The sequence below is a fragment of the Streptomyces sp. HUAS TT11 genome (genome assembly GCF_051553595.1).
Taxonomy (GTDB): domain Bacteria; phylum Actinomycetota; class Actinomycetes; order Streptomycetales; family Streptomycetaceae; genus Streptomyces.
The window spans coordinates 7,901,504-7,925,025 of sequence record NZ_CP196184.1 but is presented as its reverse complement, the minus strand read 5'-3'; the positions used below and the strand labels follow the sequence as shown (position 1 = coordinate 7,925,025).

The following is a 23,522-nucleotide window of genomic DNA, read 5'->3' as shown; positions in this document are numbered from 1 at the left end:
TGGGCGTGGGCATGCGCGCTTGACGGCCAACTCGCGCTGGACACACGCCCCTTCAAGCGAGCCCCCGAACCAGGCCCCCAGCCGCAGCGGGTCGTCTTCGCTCAGACGGTCGGGTCGGCCATGATCTCCCGGACTTCTTGCGCACAGCGGCACGCGGCGGCGATCTTGGCAGCCCACTCCAGCGCGTCCTCGCGTGTGGCCACATCAATGATCGAGAACCCGCCGAGCACCGCCTTGGTCTCCGGGTACGGGCCGTCGGTGACCGTCCCGTCGGTGGCCACGACGCTTGCCTGCTGCCTCTCCAGTCCACCGCCGAAGACCCACACACCGGCATCCTGAGCCTTACGCACCACCTCGTGCGAGGCCTCGGCCACCTCGGGCAACTCCTCCTCGGGGAAGGTCATCGCGCCATCATCGAACGAGATCAGGTACCGCGTCATACGTGGCTCCCTTGGCCGCTGTCCTCTTTCGAGCACCTCACACCCTACGACGAACGCCTCCCGTGAAAGCCGCCACTCCGCGGGCCTCCGAAAAAGCCTTGGCTGCCTTCAGCTATGAGGTGGAGGGGGATGCGAGCTCGCCGGCAGTCGGCCGCCAGGCGTTTCAAGCCGCAGGGGTGAGGAACTGGCGGCCGCCGCGGAGCATGGTACGCAGTGTGCGCTGGGTCGCGCGGCTGTCGAGGCGTATATCGAGGGCTCCGGGAAGCGCGCTCTCCGCCCGCAGGCCCGTGGGCAGTTGGGAGGCGTCGAGTCCGTCGCGCCTGGCGATGAGGATGCCGAGTTCGTGACGACTCAGTGCCTCGTTTCCACCGAGGTGGTGGATACCGCTCGCGTCTCCCGACGCGAGTTCCAAGAGAGCAGAGGCCAAGTCGGCCACATGCACCGGGCAGCGGATGTCGTCGGTGAACAGGACGCCGGCCCGGGCCCCGGCGGCGAGTTCGTGCGCGGCACGTTCATGCACGGACTGCCCATCGCCGATGATCAGCGAGGTGCGGGCGACGACGACGTCCGGATGCATGAGAAGAATCCCCGTCTCCGCAGCTGCCTTCGCCGCCCCGTACGGAGTGACGGGATCAGGCGGGCAGGACTCGTCGTAGTGCACGCTCGCGCCTGAGAACACGGCGTCACTGGAGACATGGATCAAACGGCTGCCGGACTTCGCTGCCGCCACCGCCAAACGGACAGGGCCCTCTGCCGTGACCGACCAGTCCGCCCTGCCACTCGACGCATTGATGACGACACGTGGACTGACCTCGGCCACGACCGCTTCAATGCTTTCCGGATCCCGTAGATCGAGGGAGTGCCACTCGACGTCTCGACTGCTCCCGGGCCTGGTCGCGTAGGTCGCGACCGTCGTGTGCCCGGCCACTGCTGCTTGCCGAACCAACTCGGTACCCAAGAACCCGGAACCACCAATGATCAGGATCGCCACGAGGCGACACCGTAAACGCTTGTCCCGTACAAGGCTGTGAGCTGGGAGGTCGGTCGGCGGTACTGTCGGCCGATGGAGTCTGACAAGTCGAACGAGTGCCCGCTTCATGGCGCTGGGGTGAGCACGCAGAGTTTGGTGGGGCGTCGACTCGCAGAGGTCGTCGGGTCGTGGCACTTGTACGGCAGTGATGACCCTGCGGGCCCGTTGGATGTGTGGCTGATCGATGACCAGGGGGCAGCCGTTCACATCACGACCGGATCGGATTGGTGTCTGATTATTGAGGCATCGGAGCCGAACGCTGGCTACGACATGGGCGACTCAGGGCTCGTCGCAGTGGGAGCGATCGGCGAGGAGACACCGTTCGCAGACCACATCGGGGAGAGCGTTCTGGCGGTGCGGGAGGACCGCGAACCGAACACCGGGCGCGTCGCTCTGGAGCTCTCTTCCCTACCGGTCGGGTCTGTTGTGAGAGCCGGGCTGGGGACCTCCGTCTGACCTCGGTGTGATGATCTTGGTGTGGCTGGTGGTCGTCAGTCCTGGCGCAATCGAGGCTCCGGGGGTGACTATCGCATTGTCAGGTTTCCGAGCAGACCCGCAACGAGGAAGCCCGCACCGAAGATCGCAAAACTGACCACGGTCATCACGGCGAGTCGGCCCCTGCTGATCCGCGGTTCCATGTGGTGTGTACGGCCGGTGGGCGGCACTGTGGCATCTGCGGAACCGATGACACCGTTACCGGACATCGGAGTGTGCTGAGCAAGCGCGGGCGAGTGTTGCTGGTCGCCGCCGAGCGCGGCGCCTGCGAGGGCAAGTGCCGCGACCTGGGGGACCGGGCCGGCGTCGCCGCGGACCGTCATCATCCCATGTTTGAGACCGTGGTCGACCAGCCACCAGTTCATCGGCAGCGCGACGAGGAACCCCGCACACAGCGCTATGGACATGACGAACCAGAACCGTGGGCCGGTCGGGTGTGTGGCGGCCATGTCGTGCGTCAGCCACGGAACCATGACTGCGGTCATCCCGCCCATGACGGCGTTCATGGACAGCAGTTCCGCGATGAAGGTTTTGGACAAGGACGTGCGATACGAGCCGAACATGCTTTTCATGAAGAGAGCCTGGAACACGGTCCAGCCGAACAGGAATCCGAGGCCGTACTCGCACAGGACGTCGGCCCACATCGGCAAGCCGGCCCCCGACGTTAGGACCTTCGCAGCGAGGATGCCGATCCCGTCGCCAGCCACGCAGTGCATCGTGGAGCCAACCACCTGCCGCCACTTGGCGGAGACGTACTGCTCGTGGGTTCCTGGCAGCGGTTCCCGGCAGCTGAGCACGTACAGTAACGCCCCGAACAGTCCGCTGAACGCGGTGATGATCACGAAGCCCCACTTCATCACCGTGGCCTCCGGCGTCGTGTGAATGTCGATGGCCACGAACAGCACACCGATCACGACCTGGATGAACCACAGAAGCATGACGCCCTCGATGAGCATCTTCGCCTCCTGGGCTGTTCGCGGCGCTTCGTCTCGTACAACGTCGACTTGCACCGGACTTGGCGGAGCAGATCACGTCCGAGCCCTCCTCAAGCCGATCCAGGTCTCCGCAGCCGATCGGTGCAGGTCAGCCGCTGGCGCCGTACCAGGCGCGCAGCCAGTCCCGCATCTGCGCCACCTGGCCGGTCTGGGAAGTGCTGATCTGTTGGGCCAGCGCGGTCACCTGCGAGTGGGTGGCGCGCCCGGGCATGGCGTCAGCTATGACCATGGCCATCTCGTGGTGCGGGACCATCGCCGCCAGAAACGCCTTGTCGAAATTGGGACCAGCCGGAACTGCGGCCAACCGACTTTGCATTGATCGCAAGCCATTGTGAACGTGGTTGGTCAGCGCCCGGATCGTTGCCGGGGCCTTCTGCTGGGCTTGTTCTGCGGTCAGGCCGTACCACTGCCGTAGCCAGGTGGTCATCTCGGTGATCTCGCGGTTCTGAGCCGTAATGATCTGCCTGGCCAGGGTCTTGGCCTCGGGATGGGTGCCGCGGGTCAGCTCGAGCTGGGCCATGGCCACCGCGGCGGCGTGATGGGAGATCATGTTGCCGAGGAACGTCTGCTCGACCACAGGGCCGTTCAGCCCGCGCAGGGCGGTGGCGTAGCGCTGGGCCAGCGCCAGCATCGCCGGGGCGTCACTCGGTGATGGCTGAGGGGAAGGCAGGGTGCTCGACCTCAAGGTGGACAGAGGCGCCGCAGCGGCTGTGGTAGCCAACGCGGCCGGCGCGACGACGACGGCCGCGGCCAGCGCGGCCGCGATGGTCCGGCCTATACCTGAGCCTGAACTCATGACTGGTGTCCCTCCTGTCAGAGCCGCATGGCGGCTGATGCACGCAGGTGCTCGGCTCCCGGTCGCTGCAATTGTCACAATTTGTGACAGATTACACACCCTCAGTGTACGAGCGTCGCCGGGCCACCGCGCCCTGAGCAGTCGTGGGGTCCACGGCCGCCAACCCGGCCCTTCCGTCACCCGACTGGACCCTCCCGCCTTGCTGGGAGGCACCGAGAACTGGGAGTTCCCCGACGACGGTGAATGACTGAGCCACTTAAAATGGAAGCGACGGAGCCGGGGAATGCTCGGTCCCGGTGACGGCCTCGGGACCCCGTACTTCACGCATTCGTTCGGCGGCAAGCCGCTCGTGACAGACATCCTCATCGATGCTCTGGCGATCGGCCTCGCGTACCACACGCTCTTGAAACCGAGCGGGATCGCGCCGCGTAGCGTGCGGGCTACCTCGACGAAGGGCGGGCAGGCAGGACCGCCCACTCAGGAGGTCGATCAGCTCTCTGTGACCACGCCGAGGAGGCCGCATGGACGCCGCCCTGCTCACGGCCATCGCCGACCTGGTGCCAACGCCTGCCACCGCGGCGGCGGCCATGTAGCACGCGCGGCGCCACCCGGGCCGCCCAAGTCGCGAACCGGGCCGCTCATGAGAACGGGGCCCTGACCGGATACGACTCGCTGACCACGAAGCTCATCCCCATCGACCGCCAAGCGCAGCGTGCCGACGTGATGGCCGACGAGGCAGCCCAGCGAGGCTCCGCCGTCTCCACGCTGGCGGGCGACGCCGGCGTGCTGGGCGCGCAGGTGCGCACTCCTGTTACGCCGGCCCCCTCTCGAGCGGTCAGCAATCTGAAACCGTACGAGGTCCCGGTACCCATCCCGGGTCGGTCGGCCCGACAGGGAAACCGGCGCCCACCGTCACCGGCCCGTCCGAGCCTGCTGGGCCTCCCGGCGGGCCAGGACGGCGCCGACTCCACTGACCGGGCCCGTCCGCGCTGCCAGGATCTGCCGGAGCTCAAGGTCCGGCAGGGAAGCGAGGACGGCACCGACGGCCGTGACGGACAGGACGGCAGCCCCTCGGCCGGCTGGACCTGGCGGTACGGCGGCGTCTCCTGCCCCAGCCACCCCGCCGACGATTTCGACCAGCCGCCCCGCGATACGTCTGCGACGCCACGGACCCGAACCCGGGCCCGAACCCCTTGGACAACACCTCGTCACCGATGCTCCGGACCGCGGCCCTCGACCCCCACCGCCGGCAGTACCGCCGCAAGTGAAACCGGGGAGCGTCCCTGTGATTCTTAGACGCCGTTCGGGGCCACGCTTTCAAAACCCAGGGCCCGCAGCGTTGCCTGTCGGGCTCTACCGCCGGAACATCCGGCGGGAGGGGTCCTTTCGGTGTGTCCAGGGCCGCGACGAGGACGTCACCCGTGTCTCCCCGCTCAAGCACACCAACCTCAACTGCCTGGGCCGCTACAACTTCGACGCCGGCCCGCCGCACGGAGGGCCTGCGGCCCCTGCGCGACCCGGCGACCGGCCACCTTGACGAGGGCGACGACACAGAGGAGTGAGCGGCTGTGCGTCAGGCGGAATCGGGCGGCAATGCGCCGAGAACGGCAGCGAGGCTGTGCGGGTCGCGGCGGGCGATGTTGTGGCCGACGGGGATCTCGTGGACCCGCCAGCCTGAGTCGTTGCGCAACCGTTCGGTCAGGGTCACAAACGGGCTACCCGGCCACGCGCCACCACTGATGAACGTTCGGCCGAGCGCGCGGCTGGAGTTGTCTCCCAGCCTGATCGACTGGACGAAGCTCGCCAATGGGTGCGGTCGCGCGCGAGGGTCGAGCCCTTCGGGGACTGCGACCCATCGACCGTCGGCGCGGGCGCCGGATATGAACAACTCCCGGAAGCTGTCGCTGGTCAAAGACCAGCACGAATCTCCGTCGTCCGGGACGTAGGCGTCGATGAAAACGAGCTGATCAAGGCGGTCGCTGAGCCGATCCGCAACACCGGCGATCACCATCCCGCCGTAGCTGTGCCCGCACAGCGCGACGGGAGTTCCGTCGCCACGGTCGATGATCTCGGCCACCTGGGCAATATGGGTGTCGAGGTTCGGCGGACGGTCCACATCGACCGGGCCGTCCGACTCCAACCCCGACAGGGTCACCGCCTCGACCTGGTGACCGTCTCGGTGCAGCTCAGCAGCCACCGAGTCGAACACCCACCCGCCTTGCCAGCCACCCGGCACCATCACGAACTTCACCGCGTCATCGTAGGTCGAGCAGAACACTACGAGTACAGCCGGCGATCACATACCTCGGCCACGCTCGGGGCGGTGACGGCGTGCCGTAATGCGAACCCGCGTCGAGGGCTTCCGGCCGCCCGCACTGCAGCGACGCTCCTTCGAGGAGTACCCCAATGCCTCCCCAGAGAAGCCCTACGGCACCTGCTACACCGACGCATCCGGCCTCAGCAATCGGGCCCACACGAACCGGGCCACGTTGGGCCGCGCTGTCCGCCAGAGGTCCGATCAACTACGGCCCACAGGGTGGTGTTCCCGGTCAAGTTCTTCTGTTCCGCAGCGCGAGGCCCGTCGAAGGGCTTGCAAAATCGGTGCACCGGGTCGCTTATTCCCTGGCGGGTTATCGCGCCACCTGCAAGCATCCCGCTCATGCTGACCTTCGACGTGCCCGACGGGACCCGCCTCGCCTACCACCGAAAGGGCTCGGGGGGTGACCGACCGCTCGTCTGCATCCCCGGCGGGCCGATGATGCCCTCCGCCTACTTCGGCGACCTCGGTGGGCTCGCCGCGCAGCGGGAGCTGGTGCTGCTGGATCTGCGCGGCACGGGTGACTCGGACAAGCCCGCAGACCTCGCGAGCCTCCGGGTGGACCGGCAGGCCGAGGACATCGAGGCGCTGCGCGTCGCCCTTGGACTGGAACAGTTGGACCTTCTCGGTCACTCGGCTGCTGGTGACCTCGTGCTGGCCTACGCGGCCCGCTACCCGGAGCGGGTGCACTCACTCGTCCTGGTCTGCGCGAGGGCGCGCACTGCCGGCGTCGACTTCCCCGTCGAACGGCGCCGCGAGGCGCTGGAGTTGCGCCGTGACGAGCCCTGGTACGAGGAGGTCCGGCCGGCCTTCGAACGGGCGGTGTCCGGGAAGGCGAGCGACGAGGACTTCGCACTGCTCGACCGCCTCTCCTACGGTCGCTGGGATGCCGCCGCGCAGGCGCACGCCGCCGCGTGCGAGGAGTGGTTCGACATGGAGGCGGCGAACGCCTACCTGGCGCCGGGCGCCTTCGACGGCGCGGCCGCCGCCCGCGCCGTACTGGCTGAACTGGACGTGCCCGTCCTGGTCATCTCCGGTGAGTTGGACGGTTCCCCCCGCCCGGACTCCGCCGCCGAGGTGGCTGGGATCTTCCCGCGCGGCGAGCACATCGTCCAGGCGGGTGCCGCGCACAGCCCGTGGGTGGACGGTCCGGACGACTTCGTCCAGACCGTCATCAAGTTCCTGGCCAGGGACCACAGGTAACGAGGTCACGGACCTACGGTCGGCGTCGGCATCCGGGGGTGACCCTTCCTTCGGGTGCAGGCGGACGTCGTGGTCCGGTGCCGCTCCGGCTCGGCCCAGTGGACGGACCACAGGCCATCGATCATCTCGACCACGCCGGTGATCGCGCCGTGTCGTCACAACCCTGCTCGATCCACCATCTGGCGCATCGTGACCACGGGAAGCATCCGGTTCGCGGCGGCTCCTGCGGCAATGGTGGAGTCGGCGGACCCGAGCAGTTCGATCAGCCGGTCGGCTGGAACGGCGGGGTTGGTCGCGGCTCGACGTCGGACCGTGTCATCGTCGTCGGCCAGCAGGGTCTCGAGCGTGTCGGCCGACAAACCGGGATGTGCGGCGGCGACCGCACGGTCGTGGCGTTCTTCGGAACAGGCCAGGCGAGTGGCGGCATCGGCGGGGAAGTTCTTGTGGGCGAGCATGTCCCATCGGCTGTAGCCGGCCCACACTTCGACGATCTGGGCCAGCAGCCGGCCGGGGGCGTTCGACTGCCGCTCGCAGACGAACAGTCGAACCGCGAAGCTCTCGTCGTCGGCGAGGATCTCGACAGTCTCCTCCGGTAGTTCGGGCCGCATGGCCAGGGTCTTGCGGAAGATCTGGTGACGGCTTCGGGCGAACGCAAGTTGTTCCTGCCCGGACAGGTCCTCGGTGAGCAGCCAGCCGACGATGGCGCTGCTCCGGTCGTCGTAGTCGACCGGTATCGACTCACGCAACGCAGGATCGAGGCCGCGCCGTGCGACAACAGCCGCGCGGACCCGGTTGTCCGGATCGTGCGCCAAGTCCGCGACATACTCGGCTGACAGCGTCGGGTTGGCCGCCACCGCCGCGCGAAGGTCCGGACTGGCCATGAATCGGTCGACCAGACCGGTGTCCAGGTCGACGACTTCGGCGATCTGCCGCAGCAGACCCATGCTGTACTCATCGCCTGCAGTGAAGTCGAGGTCGGTGAGCATGGCGTGTGCTGCCTCTGTGGGAAGCGGGCCGTCCAGGCGGAGCAGAAGCATCTGCCGGCCGAAGGCGCCGGTCACCCGCGACAGGAGTTCGCCGATCCGGTCGGTCGGGGCCGAAGGCCATTCGGCAGCGGCAATGGCGGCCGTTCGCGGGTCCTCGTCATCGAGCATCGCGGCCCGCACATCGTCCGGCAGGTGACGGTTGAAGGCCAGCGCGCGGCGGACTTTCGGCTCCGGGTCGCGGGCCAGTAGTTCGTAGGCCTCGCGCGAGAGCGGGTCCGGGATTCGGCGCCCGTGCACACCGACCGTGGTGAAGTACTCCGTTCCTTCCGCCAGTCGGCCCCGCACCCGTGGGTCGTCATCGTCGGTGAGGACGATCTGAACCGCGGGTGGGAGGTTCGGATTCGAGGCGAGATCCAACCGCACGGCCACATCAGGGTCGGTGGCAAGCGCGGCCGCAGCCTCCGCGGGGAGGTCGCGGCGACGGGCCAGCCCAGAGCGATCGATGTTTGCCGCCGTCAGACGAATCAGGACCTCCGCAGGCGCCGACGGGTTGCCGGCCAGACCGCACAGCAGCACGTCCAGGGCCGGTTGTGCGGTGTCGGGAAGTTCGGAGGAAGCAGGCACCGTCCCATGGTGCCAGTCCCCCTGCTGGAGTTGTCGTGATCTATGCGCCGTCGCACGTACCGCGGGCCGCTCCATTGTTCCCGGCCCTGCACGGACGGACCCTCGCTGACGCCGGTGGCCGGGTTGCAGTCGACCTCACTCGGGCCGAACAGGTACGGGCGGACGTCCTCGCAGCCGAACGTGGCAGAAGGGACGTAGGGGTTGGCGCGGTTTGTCTCGGCGGGCAGACGGACACAAGGGCGGGACAGCGGGAGGGCACTACACCTGGGCGCCGGCGAACAGTTCGAGGTGACCGCACTTGGGGCAGCGGTACGCCTCGATCTGCCGGCGGGGCCGGCCCATCCGCTTGGCGCCGCCGAAGAACCCCCGTTCCAACGCGCCCTCGATCCAGCGCGCGTACCCGCGCGAATGCTCACCGGCGTCCTCGATGAAACCCTCCGCCAGACCAACGGTGCCGCACTGCGTGCACGTGTAGTTGTTCACACGGCGAGTGTAGGGACCAGACCGTACATGCCAAGGGGGCCTCTGGTCCGTGTCGACGGCCATCACAGACGCCAACGGACTGATCCGGGAAGGGCCGGTCAGCGCCCAACTCCGCACAACCGACAGCCCCGATCACGGTGAGAGGCCGAAGACCGATGGGGTCAATGACAGCTGCAAGCCACATCGGGACACTGCCCGAGGCGGTGAGACAGGGCGTGCGCTGTGAAGCCTCGCCATGACAGCCGAGATCACTCTTGAGTACGCGCACGGCTGGATCATCCGCACAGCTCGCTGAAAACGATGCCCCCGCTTCCTGCAGCACCGTCAACACTGTCCCCGGATCGCGCCAGTACCCGCGCCCACGGGCGCCGTACCCAAGTGCCGCGCCACCGGGGGTGGATGACGACCGTCGCCGGCCTCGGCGTCCGAGCCGGCTGCCGCCGCCCTCGCCGCACCCGCCTCGGCATCCGGAGAGGCGGAGCGAGCCGCCACCGGGGCCGCCGCCGATGGTGAGCTGTCCGGTGCCGGGCGGGCCCCGGCGATACCCGAGAGCGTGCCCACGTCCGAGCCGGACCTCCTGGTCCGAAGCGCGACGTCACCTCCCTTCCCCTACCCGGTCAAAACACCATCCCTCAAGGAGGAACGCGCCCGGAAAGCAAAGCCATCTGCTTGCGCATGCAACATGCTCCGTGGATTACGAAAGGCGCAAATTCTGCTGTATAGCCAAGCCAATAACGGTCACTTATGGACAAACCCGCTCAGGGAGCGAAGTCGTCCGCTTGCGTCTGCAACATACTCCGCAGGTTCACGAAACCCGCCCCATGAGACCGTTGCCGCGAGACCGAGCGGCAGGCACGGTGGTGTTGGCCCGACGGACAACAAGGCACCCAACGGGGGGACCGTCCGTCGGCCGAAGGAAAGGATCCACCGTGATCTCACGCAAGCACATCGCCCTCACAACCGCCGGCCTGGCGCTCGCTGGCGCACTCGCGGCCGCCCCGGCAGCGACCGCCGCACCGTCAGCTCCGTCCGCGGGCACCGTGAAGGCCTCGGCCAACAAGTGCTCCGGCTGGAAGACGATCCACATCACCGGCGGCTCCGCCAAGTACATGGAGTGCACGAAGAAGGTCAACGGCAAGTCCTACGCCTCCGGCGCCTTCTACCTGTGGGACACCAGGCACGACGGCAAGGCCGTACAGGCCTACGCGGAGACGGACTACAACCACTGGTACGGCGACGACGTGACCTGGGAGCATTTCTACGGCTGGGGCAGCGACACCCACCACAGCCCGAAGATCAGCACCGGTTGGCACCGAGGCAACGACTTCGGCCTGCGCATCTTCCTCAGGTAACGGCCCGGGCCTCGGGGACGGCAATACCACTCCCCTGCGCCGAGCCCACACGTCGGCAAACAGCACGCGCCCCGCTGCCCGGTCAGGACGCCCGGCCGGACCAACCGTGCGTCCACAAGGTCGGACTCCTCGCTGGGCAGCTCGGCGCGCGCCACCGTGGCCCCCATCACCACACCACATACGCGCCCGAGCCGTGTTGTTCAGACAAGGGGAGGCGCGGCCGGCAGGTGGTCGGTATTCAGCGCGGTGTGTCCGCAGTGGTGATGCAGGGCCGCCACATGGGCGTCTGCGTGGGTGTCGACTCCGAGGGTCACACGCTCGTGATGGAACTGCTGGGCACCTGTCCTCCTGGCGGTCCATGTGACGGGAGCCGCACCGACGGAGCGCCAGGGACGCAACTGCGCACGATCGGGCAACGAAATCGGACTCCGCCCGCTCGTTGCCCGTAGCCAGGAGCCGTTGCCCGAATCTCCGACGAACGAGCGACAGACCTCAAAAGGTTGTGCTCCAGCAGGAAGAACCAGTCGCCCTCAGCTGCCGGCGCGGCTGAGGCACCACCCCGGCGGCAGCGTCGGCACCGACGAGGAGAGCCGCCACCTCGGCCGGCAATGCGTAACGGATGCCGGTGCGCATCGGCCGGGCGGCAGGCTGTCCGAATCCGCAGCCGGGTGCTGCGACGGTGCGCGGTGTCAGCCTCCCAGGGCGGCGAGTGTGGCGTCGAGGTCGGTCGCCTTGGGCTGGTTATGGGGGAGTTTGGCGAGGATTCTGGCCATGCCACAGGTGTCGGTGAGGGCCGAGAAGACCAGACCACCGGCGACACCCGCGGACAGCCGGCGCGCAGCGGGCCAACGCCGACCGGCGAGCAGCCCGGCCAGGACGAGGGAGCCGGCGGCGAGGCGGACCTGGCGTTCCATCGCCCATGCGGCGCGGGTGCCGCCAGCGGGGCGGTGGACGTCGTGGCCGAGCTGCACCCAGGCGGTGGTACCGCCGGTCAGGGTTGCGGCGGTGATGCCGTGCTCCGTCAGGCGCTCTCGGGCCTGGGCTGAGCGGGCACCGGAAGCGCACACCACGAGCAGGTCGCCGCGGTCGGCGGCGGTCTTCAGGACGGACAGGGCCGCGTCCAGGTGGTCCAGCGGAATGTTGTGGGCGCCGGGCAGATGGCCGGAGGCGTATTCGCCGGGGGTGCGTACGTCGATGACGGTCAGGTCGGCAAGCCGGGCGCGTGCCTGCTCGGCGGTGAGGGAAGTGGTGTGTGCCACGGAGGATTTTCCTTTGTTCTTGATGGGTTACCCCCTTCGATAGGATACCCAAGGGGGTATTCCGCGAAGGAGTGTGGGCTGTGGATTTGGCGATGGCGGCGGAGGAACTGAAGACCGTGGTCAACCGGCTGCGCCGGGCACAGGGCCAGATCGCCGGTGTGATCAAGATGATCGAGGAGGGGCGGGACTGCGAGGACGTGGTCACGCAGCTTGCGGCCGCGTCCCGAGCCTTGGACAAGGCAGGTTTCGCCATCATCGCCACTGGTCTGCAGCGCTGCCTGACCGATGAGGACATGGCCGCGCCGGAAGACCGGGAGCAGATGCGCGCCCGTCTGGAAAAGCTGTTTCTGTCGCTGGCCTGAACGGACTGTGCCACTGGCTGGACCACTGGGCTCAGACAACGGCGTCGACGAGCATGAAGACGGCGACGGCCAGCAGCATGACGGCGAAGGCACGCCGCAGCAGGATGCCGCTGACCTTGGCGGCCAGGCGCTTGCCGTCCCAGGCGCCGAGGATCGCGGCCCCGGTGAAGGGCGCGATCACCGCCCAGTCGACCCCGGCCGTGGTGGCGCCACGGGTGGCGAGCGATGCCAGTGAGTTCGCCGAGATGACCAGCAAGCTGGTACCGACGGCGGCCTGCATCTCGAATGTCAGCACCGCGACCAGGGCAGGCACGGCGAGGAAGCCCCCGCCGACCCCGAGCAGTCCCGTCAGCGCCCCCAGTCCCGCGCCGACCCCCACAGCCTTCACCGGCCGGACCGCCGTCCGGCCGGTGTCCGTCCGGCCGGTGTCCGTCCGGCCGGGGCGCAGCATGCGCACGGCAGCCAGCGCGGCGACGACGGCGAACGCGACGGTCAGGACCGGCTGCGGCAGGCGAGCGGCGGCGGCGCCGGCGACAACGGCGGGCAGGAGCCCGGCCGCAGCGAACAGAACGCCGGCTCGCCAGCGCACGGTGCCGCTGCGGGCATGGGCATACAGGGCCGCGAGCGAAGTGGCGGTGACGATGATCAGGCTCGCGGTCGTGGCGGCGGCCGGGGTGAAGCCAAGCAAGTAGATCAGCGCGGGCACCGCCAGAACGCTGCCGCCTCCGCCGAGCGCGCCGAGCGCGAGCCCCACCACGGCACCGGCGACCAGGGCAAGGATCAGTGCACTCACGCTATGCCACCGCCGATGCCGCGGTCACCGGTGACCGGCAGGCCCGCGCGGGACCAGGCGGTCATGCCGCCGACGACATCACTGGCCTCGACACCGCGGGCGTCGAGGAGGTCGGCGGCTGTGCGGGAGCGGTTTCCGGAGCGACAGATGACGACCACCGGCATGTCTTGTGCAGCCTCGGGAAGGCCCGCCCCAGCTGTCGGGCGGCTCAGCGGCAGGTGCAGCGCACCGAGCGCGTGCCCGGCCTCCCACTCGGGCAACTCGCGGACATCCAGCAGGACCGCCTGCCTGTCGCTGGTCTGCCGGTGGGCCTGCTGCGGGGTGAGGCGGGCAGGTCCGCGGCGGAGAGGTGAAAACATCGTTTGATCGCTCCGTGCACGTCGTTCAGTCGGTGTCATCGCGGCCGGCGAGGGTGAGGCCCGCCGCGACGGCGGCGTCGAAGCCGTCGTCGACGGCGACCACGTCGCGGCCGGCGGCATCCAGGAGGGACGCGGCGATGGCCGCGCGCATCCCTCCGGCGCAGTGCACCCACACCACTCCGTCCGGCACCTCGCTGACGCGGCCGGGCAGCTTGTGGAGCGGAATGTGGACCGAGCCGTCGACGAACCCGCCCGCACGTTCGGCATCGCGCCGCACGTCCAGCACCACCACCTGCTCGCCGCGCTCACGCACCGCGCTGAGGTCGGCGAAGCGGGCGCGTGGGAAGGAGGCGAGCACCTCGCCTGCCCGGATCCAGTCGCCCGGATCGCCGGTGGCGGCGGAGGCGGGGCGGTCGATGCCGACCCGGGCCAGTTCCCGCTGTGCGTCGGCGACCTGCTCGGACGTCTCGGCCAGCAAGGTGACCGGCTTGCCCCACGGGATCAGCCAGGCGAGGTAGGTGGCGAGCTTGCCCTCGGCCTCGAAGTTGAAAGATCCGGCCACATGTCCCTGGGCGAAGGCGACCCGGCTGCGCAGGTCCACCACCCACTCCCCCGCGGCCAGGCGGGCAGCGATCTCCTCGCCGTCGGCGGGCGCGGGCGGGGTGAGGTCGACCGGCGCGGGGCCGGCCGCGTTGGCCGGGCCCATGTGCGTGTAGTAGGCGGGCACGTCGTCCAGTGAGGCGAGCAACTCGGCGACGAAGGTGTCCACGTCCTGGGTCAGCGCGTCGTTGGCCCGGCGCTCGCGACCGATCGTGGTCGCGTCTCCCTCCGCCTGAGCGGAGGAGCAGAAACTGCCGAACCCGTGGGTGGGCAGCACCGGTACCTCGTCGTCCAGTTCGTCCGCCAGACGGTGGGCGGAAGCGTGCTGGGCGCGGGCCAGCTGCTCGGTCAGTCGCGGCTCGACCAGATCCGGCCGGCCCACGGTGCCGATCAGCAAGGACCCGCCGGTGAACGCCGTCACCCCTCGGCCGTCCTCCTCCAGCACGTACGAGGTGTGGTGCGGGGTGTGACCGGGGGTGGCGATCGCGCGCAGCACCAGGTGCTCGTCCACCGTGAACGTGTCTCCGTCGGCGACCGGGGTGCGGGCGAAGGCGACCGACGCCCCGGCCGGCACCAGGTAGCGGGCCCCGGTCACGCGGGCCAGTTCCAGACCACCGGTGACGTAGTCGTTGTGCAGGTGCGTCTCGGCTACGAAGGCGATGCACACCCCGCGTCGCGCCGCCGCGGCGATGACCTGCTCGATATCACGGGGCGGGTCCACCACCAGCGCGGTCCGCATCCCGCCGGACAGGTAGCTGCGGTTGCCCAGGCCCTCGATTTCCATGGTGTCGACGAAGAACACGACTGCGACTCCTATTGAGCGAGCGATGTACCCCCCGGGGTATCTGTCTCCCACCCTACCAGGGATACCCCGGGGGGTATTTTGAAGAGGGGAAGCGCCCCGATGGATGACCGTGCGGCCTGGTTCCCCGAGCACCCGCTGGTCGAGAAGTTCACCTCCGGCGCCCGGCCGGAGGGCACCCGCGCTCGGGCATCCAGAAGGCAGAGGGGGCGACGGTTCTGCACCGGGGGTGTCCGTGCTTTCACCATCGCCATGGCTCCTGCGGCCGTCGGCACCGTGGCGTCCGGCGCACCTCGACGATGCACCCCGAGTGGCAGTGATACCCCACCTCGGTATATTGAGGTTTCTGTTGCACTCGAACGAATCAGGTGCCCAAGCCATGACGACAGCCCTGCACCGGCGGAGCGAATCCCCGGCCGGCGCCACGCGCTGGACTTGTGCTGTGATCATTGCGCTGGTCGCCGCGTTCGCCGTCCTCGTCCACCACGACGCCCCCTCCACGACACCCTCGGGCTCCGCATCCACCACGGGCGGGATGTCCGGGATGAGTCACACGTCGACGGGGATGACGCCGGCGACGATGGTCATGGACGACGAGGCCCCTCGAGTCGCCGCACCGCCCATGGACGGCGACCACAGCGGTTGCTCCGGTCTCATCACCGGGCACTGCTCCAGCGCGAGCATCAACACGTGGCATCTCGTGCCCCCTCCTGCTGCACCCTTCGCCGCCCCTACGGACGGCCTGTGCGGCGACTTCGCCGGGCACGTGCCTCCGGGGACGGCACCTCGCGCCCCGCCCGATCTCTCTGTCCTCTCTCGCCTGCTGATCTAGGCCGCGATCCCGAGGCGCCCTCGCGCCCCATTCGGGAGTGAGGTGTGCCCGCATACGGCCCGACCGACGGCACATCGAACAGAGGACCACCACATGAACAGCATCAACCGCCGCTCCGTCCTGCTGGCCGGACTCGGCGTCGCAGGCGCGGGCGCGCTCGCCGCGTGCAGCAGCGGCTCCGGCAACTCCAGCTCCGAGCCCCGCCTGATCAACCCCCGCGGCCCGCAGGTCGCCGCCGCGGACAAGCAGCGCAAGAGCACCGGCAAGGTGCACAAGGCAACTTTGACCGCCGCGCCCGCGATGCTTGACCTTGGCGGCGGTGTCATGGCCAAGAGCTGGGCTTTCGGCGGCCGAGCCCCGGGCAGGGAGCTGCGGCTGTCCGCCGGTGACACGCTCGCAGCCGAATTCTCCAACCAGTTGCCGAACAAGACCACCACGTCCGTCCACTGGCACGGCGTCGCTCTGCGCGCCGACATGGACGGCGTGCCTCCGGCCACCCAGGCCGCCGTACGAGCCGGCACCGACTTCACCTACCGGTTCGTCGCCGACACTCCCGGGACCTACTTCTTCCACCCCCATGTCGGTGTCCAGCTCGACCGCGGTCTGTACGCGCCGCTGATCGTGGAGGACCCCAGGGAGCCGCTCAACTACGACGACGAGTGGGTCGTCGTCCTCGACGACTGGGTCGACGGCGTCACGGGGACGCCCGACGAGGTCTTCGCCGAGCTCAAGCAGGGCATGGGCGACATGAGCGGAACGGGCATGGAGAGCTCCGGCTCGTACTCCCACGACATGGGCCACATGGATGGGATGAACATGAGCGGAGGCATGGATGGGATGAGTGCCTCGCCGTCCGCCTCCGGGGGCGGGATGCCGATGAAGTTCATGCTCATGCACTCCGACAGTGCGCTGCTGGGCGGGGACGCCGGGGACGTCAGGTACCCGTACCACCTGATCAACGGCCGTGTGCCGGCAGATCCGGACGTCTACACGGCCAAGCCCGGTACACGGGTCCGGCTGCGCATCATCAACGCCGGCGGCGACACGGCGTATCGGGTCGCGCTCGGCGGCCACAAGATGACCATCACGCACACGGACGGGTTCCCGGTCCGGCATCAGCAAGTCGACGCCGTGCTGGTCGGCATGGGGGAACGCTACGACGTCCTGGTCACCCTCACCGACGGTGTCTTCCCTCTGATCGCCCTGGCCGAGGGCAAGAACGCCACCGGTATGGCGCTGGTCCGCACTGGATCCGGCAGCGCACCGAAGTCCACCGTCCGGCCGGCGGAACTGAACGGCATGATCATGAGCGCCTCCCGGTTGAGGGCCGCCGACGACGCCCGGCTCTCCGCGAGGAAGGCCGACCGAGTGCACCGTATCGAGCTCACCGGCGGCATGGCCGCGTACGACTGGGCCGTCAACGGCGAGCGGTTCGACATGAACGACCCGACGGCGAACCCGGTTCTCGTCGAGGAAGGCCAGCGTGTCCGCCTGGACTTCGTCAACAACACCACCATGTGGCACCCGATGCACCTGCACGGCCACACCTACCAACTCGGCACCGAAGGCCCGCGCAAGGACACCACGATGGTGCTCCCGAAGAAGACGGTGTCCGTCTACTTGGACGCGGACAACCCCGGCCAGTGGATGCTGCACTGCCACAACGCGTATCACGGCGAGGCGGGGATGATGGCGCTGATGGCGTACCGGGCCTGATCCGAGCGGGCAGCCGAACCACCCTGCCCAGCGATCGCCATCTCCGTGGGCTGTGCCCGTCGTGGTCGGCAACCGATCCCGACGGGCACAGCCCCGTTGAGCCACTCCTCAAACCCGCAGGGCTAACGCCTGCGCCGCTGTTCATCCGGGCGACGTTCGGCGCCGCCCGCAATGGCCACCCGCACCGTGTGAAACCGGTACGGGGCCCCACGGCCGGCGGCACAGCCACGCCTGTCCGGCCGACGCGCTGCACCTCTTGAGGGAACGGGTCGGGCGGAGGTGCTCAGTCCTCGACGGCCCGTCGTATCCGGCGTGACGGCGCGAAGGCGTACAGGTCGAGGATCTCGGGTGTTTCCGCGAGGCCAGGTCCTCCGGCGCGTATCCAGGCCGCGATGTCGGCGGTCGCCTCCGGGTCGTTGACCAGCCCGAGCCAGACCGGGCGCCCACCGGCGGCTCGCCCAGCCGTCGAGGGCTGCACGACGATGACATTGGCCTGCTCGCAGGCGTCGAGGCAGTTCACCGCCCGGACTCGGGCGTCCGACGACAGTTCGGTCCTGAGCGCCGCGAGTTGTGCGGCGTGGTCCACGCCGGTGACCTTGTCCGTGCCGCAGCAGCATCCCCGGCACACGGTGACCGTGCACCGGGGCTCCGCCGGTGCGGAAACCTTGCGGCGGCTCACCGGACTGCCCTTTTCCACGCGGCCTCGTGCAGCAGCCGCAGTCCGTTGAGGCCGACGATGACGGTGGACCCTTCGTGGCCGGCTACACCGAGTGGCAGCGGCAGGGTGCCGATCAGATCCCACGCGACCAGACCGGCGATGAAGACGCCCGCGATGATCAGGTTCTGCAGGACCAGCCTGCGGGCCCGCCGGGACAGTGCGATCACAACGGGTACCGTACGCAGCTCATCGCGGACGATCACCGCGTCGGCGGTCTCCAGCGCGAGGTCGGATCCTGCCCGGCCCATGGCGACGCCGGTGTGGGCGGCGGCCAGGGCAGGGGCGTCGTTGACGCCGTCGCCGACCACCATCACCCTGTGGCCGGCCTGCTCCATTTCCCTGACCGCGTCGACCTTGTGCTGCGGCAGCAGCCCCGCCCGTACGTCGTTGATACCGACCTCGGCGGCCAGGCGGGCGGCGGCGCGCGGGTTGTCGCCGGTCAGCAGCACGGGCGTCGTGCCGGTCAGGCACGCCAGGCAGGCCACGGTCGCGGTGGCGTCGGTGCGCAACCGGTCGGAGACGGCGAGCAGTCCCACGGGGGTCCCCTCCACGGTGACCAGCACAGCGGTCCGGCCGCTGTGCTCCAGTGCGCGCACGACGTCGGCCGCCTGCGCGGAGTGCGGGTGGGACGATCCGTCCAGCAGTCGTGCCGGTGTGCCCACTGCGACCGCCCGACCGCCGACGGAGGCGCTCACCCCGACCCCTGGCGTGGAGTCGAAGTCGTCCGCCACAGGGAGGTCGAGCCCGCGCTCGCGGGCTGCGTCGACGACAGCACGGGCCAGTGGGTGCTCGCTCGGGTGCTCGATCGCTGCGGCGAGGGTGAGCAGTTCGCTCTCGTTCAGCCCGGACCCGGCGAGCGGTCGGACGTCGGTCACGCGTGGCGTGCCTTCGGTCAGTGTTCCGGTCTTGTCGAGCGCGACCGCGTCGACCTGTCCGAGCCGTTCCATGACCACCGCCGACTTCACCAGCACGCCGTGGCGCCCGGCGTTCGCGATCGCGGACAGCAGCGGCGGCATGGTGGCCAGGACCACCGCACACGGCGAGGCCACGATCATGAAGGTCATGGCGCGCAGCAAGGAGTGGGTGAGCCCTGTGCCGACGGCGAGCGGGACGAGGAAGACGGCAAGGGTCGCCACGACCATGCCGAGCGAGTAGCGCTGTTCGACCTTCTCGATGAACAGCTGGGTCGGCGCCTTGGTCTCGGACGCCTCCTCCACCATCCGGACGATTCGGGCGATCACGGTGTCGGAGGCGTCCCGCTCGACTCGTACGCGCAGGGCGCCGGTGCCGTTGAGGGTGCCGGCGAAGACCTCGTCGCCCGCTTCCTTGGTGACGGGCAGCGGCTCACCGGTGATGGTCGCCTGGTCGACGTCGCTTGCCCCGTCCAGGACACGGCCGTCGGCGCCGACCCGCTCACCGGGCCTCACGAGGATGATGTCCCCGACCTCGAGTGCTTCGACCGGGACGATCACTTCGCTCCCATCGGTGTCGAAGCGGGTGGCCTTGGCGGGTGCCAGGTCCAGCAGTCCTCGCACGGAATCGGCCGTTCGCGCGGTGGCGATCGCCTCCAGGGCGCCCGACGTGGCGAAGATGACGATCAGCAACGCGCCGTCCATCACCTGACCGATCGCCGCCGCTCCCAGCGCGGCCACGATCATCAACAGGTCGACGTCGAGGGTCTTCTCTCTGAGCGCCTGCAGGCCCGCCCATCCCGGTTCCCAGCCACCGGTCGCGTACGCCAGTGCGTACAGGGGTCCCCACGCCCACGCAGGGGCGCCGGCCGGCTGCAGCGGGAGCGCGAGCAGGAAAAGGACGGTGGCCGCGGCGGCCCAGCGTGCCTCGGGCAGGCCGAAGACCCGGGTGCGGCGCCAGGATGCACCGCCGTCACGCGGGGGCGCGGCCCGGTCCGTGGAGGGCGCGGTGAGGGTGGAGGGCATGGGAGACAAGGGTCCTTCACGACGGCATGACGAGATGGAGTCGACCGGGGCGAGCCGGTGCCACCTCTCCACCGTACAGGAACACATGAACACGCATTCATGTCTTCATGTCCGTAGGATGGTGGGTATGGGCCACGGAGCTGACGTCAACACCACCGCCACCGCACGCGAGCGCCTGGAATCCGTCGGCGCCGTCGATGTGGCCACCACCCTCCAGGCCCTTGCGACACCTTCGCGGCTGAGGATCCTGGCCCGCCTCCAGGAAGGGCCGTGCGCGGCCACGGAACTGGCCGACGCCGTCGGAATGGAACAGTCCGCCTGTTCCCACCAGCTGCGCCTGCTGCGCAATCTCGGCCTGGTCACCGGGGAACGTCAGGGCAGGTCGGTCGTCTACGCGCTCTACGACAACCACGTCGCCGAGCTCCTGGAGCAGGCCCTGTACCACGTCGAGCACCTACGGCTGGGGCTGCGTGACCTCCCCGAGCCCGCTGTCGACTGAGGGACCGGGACCGCGCCGTCGTGGCCCGGCCCCGGCGGATCACCTCATCCCGGCACGGGGACCGGCTTCGGCGCCAGGTGCCCGGCGTGGTGGAGTCGCCTGACGAGTCCTGCGCAGGTGAACCCGGTGGCGGCCAGCGCCGCCCAGGGCAGCCATGGGATCCCGGTGTCGAACAGGGCGCCGACGGCCAGATTGCCGAGCGAGATCGCGATGCCCGAGGCGGTGTTGTAGGCGCCGTAGTACGTCGCGACGAGCCGGTCACCGGAGAGCCGAACCACGGTGTCCATCTCGAAGGGGTAGAGCAGCGCCCCGCCCCAAGCCAGCAGGGCGGCGCACAGAACAAGTCCGAGGATGCCCGCCGTGAGGCCGAGAGGTCCCGCGTACGGGCCGGGAAGCAGGGGGGCGAACGCCGCCCCCATCACCATGAGGCCGTATGCGATGGCCTGGGGACCGGCCAAGGCCCGTTTCGCCCAGGCGGTCAGCTTCAGCTGCCCGGACAGCGCGGCGAGCGAGGAAGCCGCGAAGACGGCGCCTGTGACCAATCCGGTCTGCTCGCCGAAGAGTTCGCGGGCCTTGAGCGGCAACGCGAGGTAGACCTGGAAGGCAAGGACGTAGGAGCCGGTCATGGCGGCGGCGAAGAGGAGGAAGGGCCGGTTGGCGACGATGGTGCGCCAGTCGTGGGCGACCGCTCGCCATGCCGGTTCGGCGCCCCGGTCGGCCGGGGGGTACGGGGGCAGTGCGCGGGCCTGGAGCACGGCCAGAGCACCGAAGACGAGTGCCGCGACCGAGCACACCGCCCCGAAGTCCCAGGCCAGCAGGGCGAGTCCGGCAAGAGGGCCGACGAGGACGCCCGCCTGGTAGAACACGTTGAAGACCGCGAAGGCTTCCACACGTCGCTCCTCGCCCGCGTCGGCGGCGAGGTAGGCGCGGACGGCCGGATTGAACAGTGCCCCCGCCAGCCCGGTCAGGGCCGAGGCACCGATCAGGGCGGGTAGGGAATCGACCGACGCCAGCACTCCGAAGGCGACGGTGCGCATCACGCAGCCGGCCAGGATCATGGGCTTGTAGCCGTAGCGGTCGGCGAGAGTGCCGCCGATCAGGAACATGCCCTGCTGGGAGAGGTTCCGGACGCCCAGAACCAGACCCACCGCCCAGGCCGCGAGGCCGAGTCCATGGGCGAGGTGGTCCGCCAGGTAGGGCATGAGCATGTAGAAGCCGAGGTTGATGGCGAACTGGTTGGCCATCAGCAGCCGTGCCGGCCGGTCGAAGGAGGCCACCTGGGCCCGCAACTCCCTCATCGGACACCCGCCTTCACGACGTCACGGCCCAAGGGGTCCCGGACCTGGCTGCACCGGGTCCAGCTGGTGACCACGCACTCGTCGGACTCGGCGATCTCGTCGGGTTCCTCGGGTGGCTCCTGGCCCAGAAGCCGGTGCTCGCGACACCAGGCGTCGTTGTAGACGGTCTCCAGGTAGCGGTGCGGTCCGTCGGGAAAGATCGCGGCGATCCGCGTGCCGGCCCGGACCGAACGCGCGATCCAGCCGGCGACGAGTGCGACCGCGCCCACGCTCCAGCCGCCCGATGCGTAGTGGCGCCGTGCCAGTTGGCGGCAGGCCCATACCGCCTCGGCGGGGGCCACCCAGTGGACCTCGCCGAAGGCGGCGTAGTCCACGTTCTCGGGATGGATGCTCGAACCGAGGCCGCGCATGAGTCGGGGTCCGGCGGGCTGTCCGAAGATCGTCGAGCCGACCGCGTCCACCCCGATCAGCCGCAGTTCGGGAAACGACTCGCGCAGTCCGGCGGCGATGCCGGCCGAATGGCCGCCGGTGCCCACCGCTGCGACCAGGACGTCGATGCGGCCGAGTTGGGCGATGAGTTCGGCGGCGAGCGGCCGGTACGCGGCCACGTTGTCGGGATTGTGGTACTGGTCAGGGCAGTAGGCGCCCGGAGTTCGGGTCAGCCGTGCTGCCACGCGCTCACGGCGGGCTTCCTGCCAGCCGCCCTCCGGATGCGGGACGGCGACCTGGTCGACGTGGACACCGAGGGCGGTGAGAAGGCGGACCATGGACGGTTCCATGCCGGGGTCGGTGACGACCGTGACCGGGTGGCCGTACGTCACTCCGGCCAGGGCGAGCCCCAGGCCGAGGGTGCCGCTGGAGGACTCGATGATCGGCGCACCGGGCGCGAGGTCACCGCGTCGTCGCGCTTCGGCGACCATGTGCAGGCCTGGGCGGTCTTTGATGCCGCCGGGGTTGGCTCCCTCCAGCTTGGCGTAGAAACCGCGGCCGGGCGGGGCGAAGGGTTCGTCGATCCACAGGATGGGCGTGTTGCCGACCAACTGAGCGGGGCGGCGGGCGATCACGGGGAGGGGCGCGTGAGCCCCGAGAGGTTCGAGCAGGGGAAGGTGCATGGGCGTGCGTCTCCTTCGCACCGCGCGTGTTGCCGGCGGGTGAGGTCGTTGCGAATCAGGGCGCGCAGGCATGCCTCGACCGCGGAGTTGGCACATGGTCGGGGCGTGCGGGCGGCGCCTACTGACGCCAGACGCAGTGGAGCGCGAGAGTCCGGGGACCTTCCGCAGCAACCGGGGCACGGGACGGACTGGTCCAGGCGGAGTGGCTGACCGTGGTCGGCGCCGCTTCGGAGGGAGCGATGCCCGAAGCGTGCTGACCGGACTCGCAGACGGTGGCGTCCGAGGCCCTGGGCCGGTCTACCGCGTGATCGATGTGAGCGCCGGCTTCATGGCGGTGCTCGGGTGCCGGGTGGAGTCCGTGATCGGTGTCCGGGGCGGGATGAAAGCAGGCGGTGACCCCGACGCTCAGGTGGGGTCCTGCGGCCCAAAAGGTGTGGACGCTGCCTGCGAGATGAGCGAGGACCAGCAGAACGAGCCCCAGGAGCAGGCCGACATGCCCCGACCGCCCCGGGGT

22 protein-coding genes are annotated in these 23,522 nt (G+C 69.4%); 7 read left to right on the top strand and 15 right to left on the bottom strand.

Annotation, left to right across the window (positions count from 1 at the left end; all coding sequences use genetic code 11):
* Nucleotides 1-101: 101 nt before the first annotated feature.
* Entirely contained in the window at nucleotides 102-440 is a 339-nt protein-coding gene (locus tag ACSHXN_RS35595; protein ID WP_438305087.1) for a YciI family protein, read from the bottom strand.
* Nucleotides 441-603: 163 nt separating this feature from the next.
* Nucleotides 604-1,431: an SDR family oxidoreductase gene (locus ACSHXN_RS35590; protein WP_438305085.1), complete on the bottom strand. Its 828-nt coding sequence runs from the start codon at nucleotides 1,429-1,431 to the stop codon at nucleotides 604-606.
* A 72-nt stretch (nucleotides 1,432-1,503) separates the two neighbouring features.
* On the opposite strand from ACSHXN_RS35590, the gene ACSHXN_RS35585 reads away from it, so the two are divergent.
* Nucleotides 1,504-1,926, top strand: coding sequence for a hypothetical protein (locus ACSHXN_RS35585; RefSeq protein WP_438305083.1), 423 nt, complete (start codon nucleotides 1,504-1,506; stop codon nucleotides 1,924-1,926).
* Between the two features lie 68 nt (nucleotides 1,927-1,994).
* Here the strand turns inward: ACSHXN_RS35585 and ACSHXN_RS35580 are convergent, their stop codons facing one another.
* The 3 genes from ACSHXN_RS35580 to ACSHXN_RS35570 all read right to left on the bottom strand — a co-directional run bounded on the left by ACSHXN_RS35580 (nucleotide 1,995) and on the right by ACSHXN_RS35570 (nucleotide 6,007).
* Nucleotides 1,995-2,921, bottom strand: a complete 927-nt coding sequence (locus ACSHXN_RS35580) for a DUF4396 domain-containing protein (RefSeq protein WP_356108842.1) — start codon at nucleotides 2,919-2,921, stop codon at nucleotides 1,995-1,997.
* Between the two features lie 127 nt (nucleotides 2,922-3,048).
* On the bottom strand, nucleotides 3,049-3,756 hold the full coding sequence (locus ACSHXN_RS35575; RefSeq protein WP_438305081.1) for a DUF305 domain-containing protein: 708 nt from the start codon (nucleotides 3,754-3,756) through the stop codon (nucleotides 3,049-3,051).
* A gap of 1,573 nt (nucleotides 3,757-5,329) precedes the next feature.
* Nucleotides 5,330-6,007, bottom strand: coding sequence for an alpha/beta fold hydrolase (locus ACSHXN_RS35570; protein WP_355130354.1), 678 nt, complete (start codon nucleotides 6,005-6,007; stop codon nucleotides 5,330-5,332).
* 408 nt (nucleotides 6,008-6,415) lie between these two features.
* On the opposite strand from ACSHXN_RS35570, the gene ACSHXN_RS35565 reads away from it, so the two are divergent.
* Entirely contained in the window at nucleotides 6,416-7,276 is an 861-nt protein-coding gene (locus ACSHXN_RS35565; RefSeq protein WP_356108852.1) for an alpha/beta fold hydrolase, read from the top strand.
* 155 nt (nucleotides 7,277-7,431) lie between these two features.
* Here ACSHXN_RS35565 and ACSHXN_RS35560 read toward each other — a convergent pair whose 3' ends face one another.
* Both ACSHXN_RS35560 and ACSHXN_RS35555 read right to left on the bottom strand, forming a co-directional pair.
* Complete coding sequence (locus ACSHXN_RS35560) at nucleotides 7,432-8,886, bottom strand: hypothetical protein (RefSeq protein ID WP_438305079.1); 1,455 nt, start codon at nucleotides 8,884-8,886, stop codon at nucleotides 7,432-7,434.
* A 258-nt stretch (nucleotides 8,887-9,144) separates the two neighbouring features.
* Nucleotides 9,145-9,369, bottom strand: a complete 225-nt coding sequence (locus tag ACSHXN_RS35555) for a hypothetical protein (RefSeq protein WP_355130360.1) — start codon at nucleotides 9,367-9,369, stop codon at nucleotides 9,145-9,147.
* Nucleotides 9,370-10,298: 929 nt separating this feature from the next.
* On the opposite strand from ACSHXN_RS35555, the gene ACSHXN_RS35550 reads away from it, so the two are divergent.
* A complete protein-coding gene (locus ACSHXN_RS35550) occupies nucleotides 10,299-10,721 on the top strand; it encodes a hypothetical protein (RefSeq protein ID WP_355130362.1) in 423 nt (140 codons plus the stop codon).
* A 689-nt stretch (nucleotides 10,722-11,410) separates the two neighbouring features.
* Here the strand turns inward: ACSHXN_RS35550 and ACSHXN_RS35545 are convergent.
* Nucleotides 11,411-11,980 (bottom strand): rhodanese-like domain-containing protein, encoded by a 570-nt coding sequence (locus tag ACSHXN_RS35545; RefSeq protein WP_438305076.1) that lies wholly within the window; start codon nucleotides 11,978-11,980, stop codon nucleotides 11,411-11,413.
* Between the two features lie 80 nt (nucleotides 11,981-12,060).
* Between ACSHXN_RS35545 and ACSHXN_RS35540 the strand changes: the two genes are divergently transcribed.
* Entirely contained in the window at nucleotides 12,061-12,342 is a 282-nt protein-coding gene (locus tag ACSHXN_RS35540; protein WP_355130366.1) for a metal-sensitive transcriptional regulator, read from the top strand.
* Nucleotides 12,343-12,373: 31 nt separating this feature from the next.
* Here the strand turns inward: ACSHXN_RS35540 and ACSHXN_RS35535 are convergent, their stop codons facing one another.
* From ACSHXN_RS35535 to ACSHXN_RS35525, 3 genes are read right to left on the bottom strand one after another with little or no spacing between them, the layout of a single operon-like run.
* Nucleotides 12,374-13,135 (bottom strand): sulfite exporter TauE/SafE family protein, encoded by a 762-nt coding sequence (locus ACSHXN_RS35535; RefSeq protein ID WP_438305073.1) that lies wholly within the window; start codon nucleotides 13,133-13,135, stop codon nucleotides 12,374-12,376.
* Nucleotides 13,132-13,494: a rhodanese-like domain-containing protein gene (locus ACSHXN_RS35530; RefSeq protein ID WP_438305070.1), complete on the bottom strand. Its 363-nt coding sequence runs from the start codon at nucleotides 13,492-13,494 to the stop codon at nucleotides 13,132-13,134. Before ACSHXN_RS35530 ends, ACSHXN_RS35535 begins: the two co-directional genes overlap by 4 nt.
* A gap of 25 nt (nucleotides 13,495-13,519) precedes the next feature.
* Complete coding sequence (locus ACSHXN_RS35525; protein ID WP_356108863.1) at nucleotides 13,520-14,896, bottom strand: MBL fold metallo-hydrolase; 1,377 nt, start codon at nucleotides 14,894-14,896, stop codon at nucleotides 13,520-13,522.
* A gap of 379 nt (nucleotides 14,897-15,275) precedes the next feature.
* On the opposite strand from ACSHXN_RS35525, the gene ACSHXN_RS35520 reads away from it, so the two are divergent.
* Together ACSHXN_RS35520 and ACSHXN_RS35515 are read left to right on the top strand one after the other, a co-directional pair.
* Nucleotides 15,276-15,728: a hypothetical protein gene (locus tag ACSHXN_RS35520; protein ID WP_356108865.1), complete on the top strand. Its 453-nt coding sequence runs from the start codon at nucleotides 15,276-15,278 to the stop codon at nucleotides 15,726-15,728.
* A gap of 93 nt (nucleotides 15,729-15,821) precedes the next feature.
* A complete protein-coding gene (locus tag ACSHXN_RS35515; RefSeq protein WP_438305067.1) occupies nucleotides 15,822-17,444 on the top strand; it encodes a multicopper oxidase family protein in 1,623 nt (540 codons plus the stop codon).
* Nucleotides 17,445-17,727: 283 nt separating this feature from the next.
* Here the strand turns inward: ACSHXN_RS35515 and ACSHXN_RS35510 are convergent, their stop codons facing one another.
* Nucleotides 17,728-18,123 carry a (2Fe-2S) ferredoxin domain-containing protein gene (locus tag ACSHXN_RS35510; RefSeq protein WP_355130378.1) on the bottom strand — a complete coding sequence of 132 codons (396 nt, stop codon included), beginning with the start codon at nucleotides 18,121-18,123 and terminating at the stop codon, nucleotides 17,728-17,730.
* Nucleotides 18,120-20,099: a heavy metal translocating P-type ATPase gene (locus ACSHXN_RS35505; protein WP_438305065.1), complete on the bottom strand. Its 1,980-nt coding sequence runs from the start codon at nucleotides 20,097-20,099 to the stop codon at nucleotides 18,120-18,122. Before ACSHXN_RS35505 ends, ACSHXN_RS35510 begins: the two co-directional genes overlap by 4 nt.
* Before the next feature lie 127 nt (nucleotides 20,100-20,226).
* Between ACSHXN_RS35505 and ACSHXN_RS35500 the strand changes: the two genes are divergently transcribed.
* Entirely contained in the window at nucleotides 20,227-20,598 is a 372-nt protein-coding gene (locus ACSHXN_RS35500; RefSeq protein WP_355130382.1) for an ArsR/SmtB family transcription factor, read from the top strand.
* A gap of 44 nt (nucleotides 20,599-20,642) precedes the next feature.
* Here ACSHXN_RS35500 and ACSHXN_RS35495 read toward each other — a convergent pair whose 3' ends face one another.
* Complete coding sequence (locus tag ACSHXN_RS35495) at nucleotides 20,643-21,896, bottom strand: MDR family MFS transporter (RefSeq protein ID WP_356108873.1); 1,254 nt, start codon at nucleotides 21,894-21,896, stop codon at nucleotides 20,643-20,645.
* Nucleotides 21,893-23,008, bottom strand: a complete 1,116-nt coding sequence (locus tag ACSHXN_RS35490; protein WP_438305061.1) for a PLP-dependent cysteine synthase family protein — start codon at nucleotides 23,006-23,008, stop codon at nucleotides 21,893-21,895. The genes ACSHXN_RS35495 and ACSHXN_RS35490 overlap by 4 nt, the downstream gene beginning before the upstream one ends.
* Nucleotides 23,009-23,522 lie beyond the last annotated feature (514 nt).

Excerpts from the sequence above, each read along its gene's own strand:
- ACSHXN_RS35500 (WP_355130382.1), top strand. The coding sequence starts at position 20,227 with ATGGGCCACGGAGCTGACGTCAACACCACCGCCACCGCACGCGAGCGC.
- ACSHXN_RS35595 (WP_438305087.1), bottom strand. The coding sequence starts at position 440 with ATGACGCGGTACCTGATCTCGTTCGATGATGGCGCGATGACCTTCCCC.
- ACSHXN_RS35580 (WP_356108842.1), bottom strand. The coding sequence starts at position 2,921 with ATGCTCATCGAGGGCGTCATGCTTCTGTGGTTCATCCAGGTCGTGATC.
- ACSHXN_RS35520 (WP_356108865.1), top strand. The coding sequence starts at position 15,276 with ATGACGACAGCCCTGCACCGGCGGAGCGAATCCCCGGCCGGCGCCACG.
- ACSHXN_RS35505 (WP_438305065.1), bottom strand. The coding sequence starts at position 20,099 with ATGCCCTCCACCCTCACCGCGCCCTCCACGGACCGGGCCGCGCCCCCG.
- ACSHXN_RS35565 (WP_356108852.1), top strand. The coding sequence starts at position 6,416 with ATGCTGACCTTCGACGTGCCCGACGGGACCCGCCTCGCCTACCACCGA.
- ACSHXN_RS35575 (WP_438305081.1), bottom strand. The coding sequence starts at position 3,756 with ATGAGTTCAGGCTCAGGTATAGGCCGGACCATCGCGGCCGCGCTGGCC.
- ACSHXN_RS35530 (WP_438305070.1), bottom strand. The coding sequence starts at position 13,494 with ATGTTTTCACCTCTCCGCCGCGGACCTGCCCGCCTCACCCCGCAGCAG.
- ACSHXN_RS35495 (WP_356108873.1), bottom strand. The coding sequence starts at position 21,896 with ATGAGGGAGTTGCGGGCCCAGGTGGCCTCCTTCGACCGGCCGGCACGG.
- ACSHXN_RS35515 (WP_438305067.1), top strand. The coding sequence starts at position 15,822 with ATGAACAGCATCAACCGCCGCTCCGTCCTGCTGGCCGGACTCGGCGTC.
- ACSHXN_RS35490 (WP_438305061.1), bottom strand. The coding sequence starts at position 23,008 with ATGCACCTTCCCCTGCTCGAACCTCTCGGGGCTCACGCGCCCCTCCCC.
- ACSHXN_RS35585 (WP_438305083.1), top strand. The coding sequence starts at position 1,504 with ATGGAGTCTGACAAGTCGAACGAGTGCCCGCTTCATGGCGCTGGGGTG.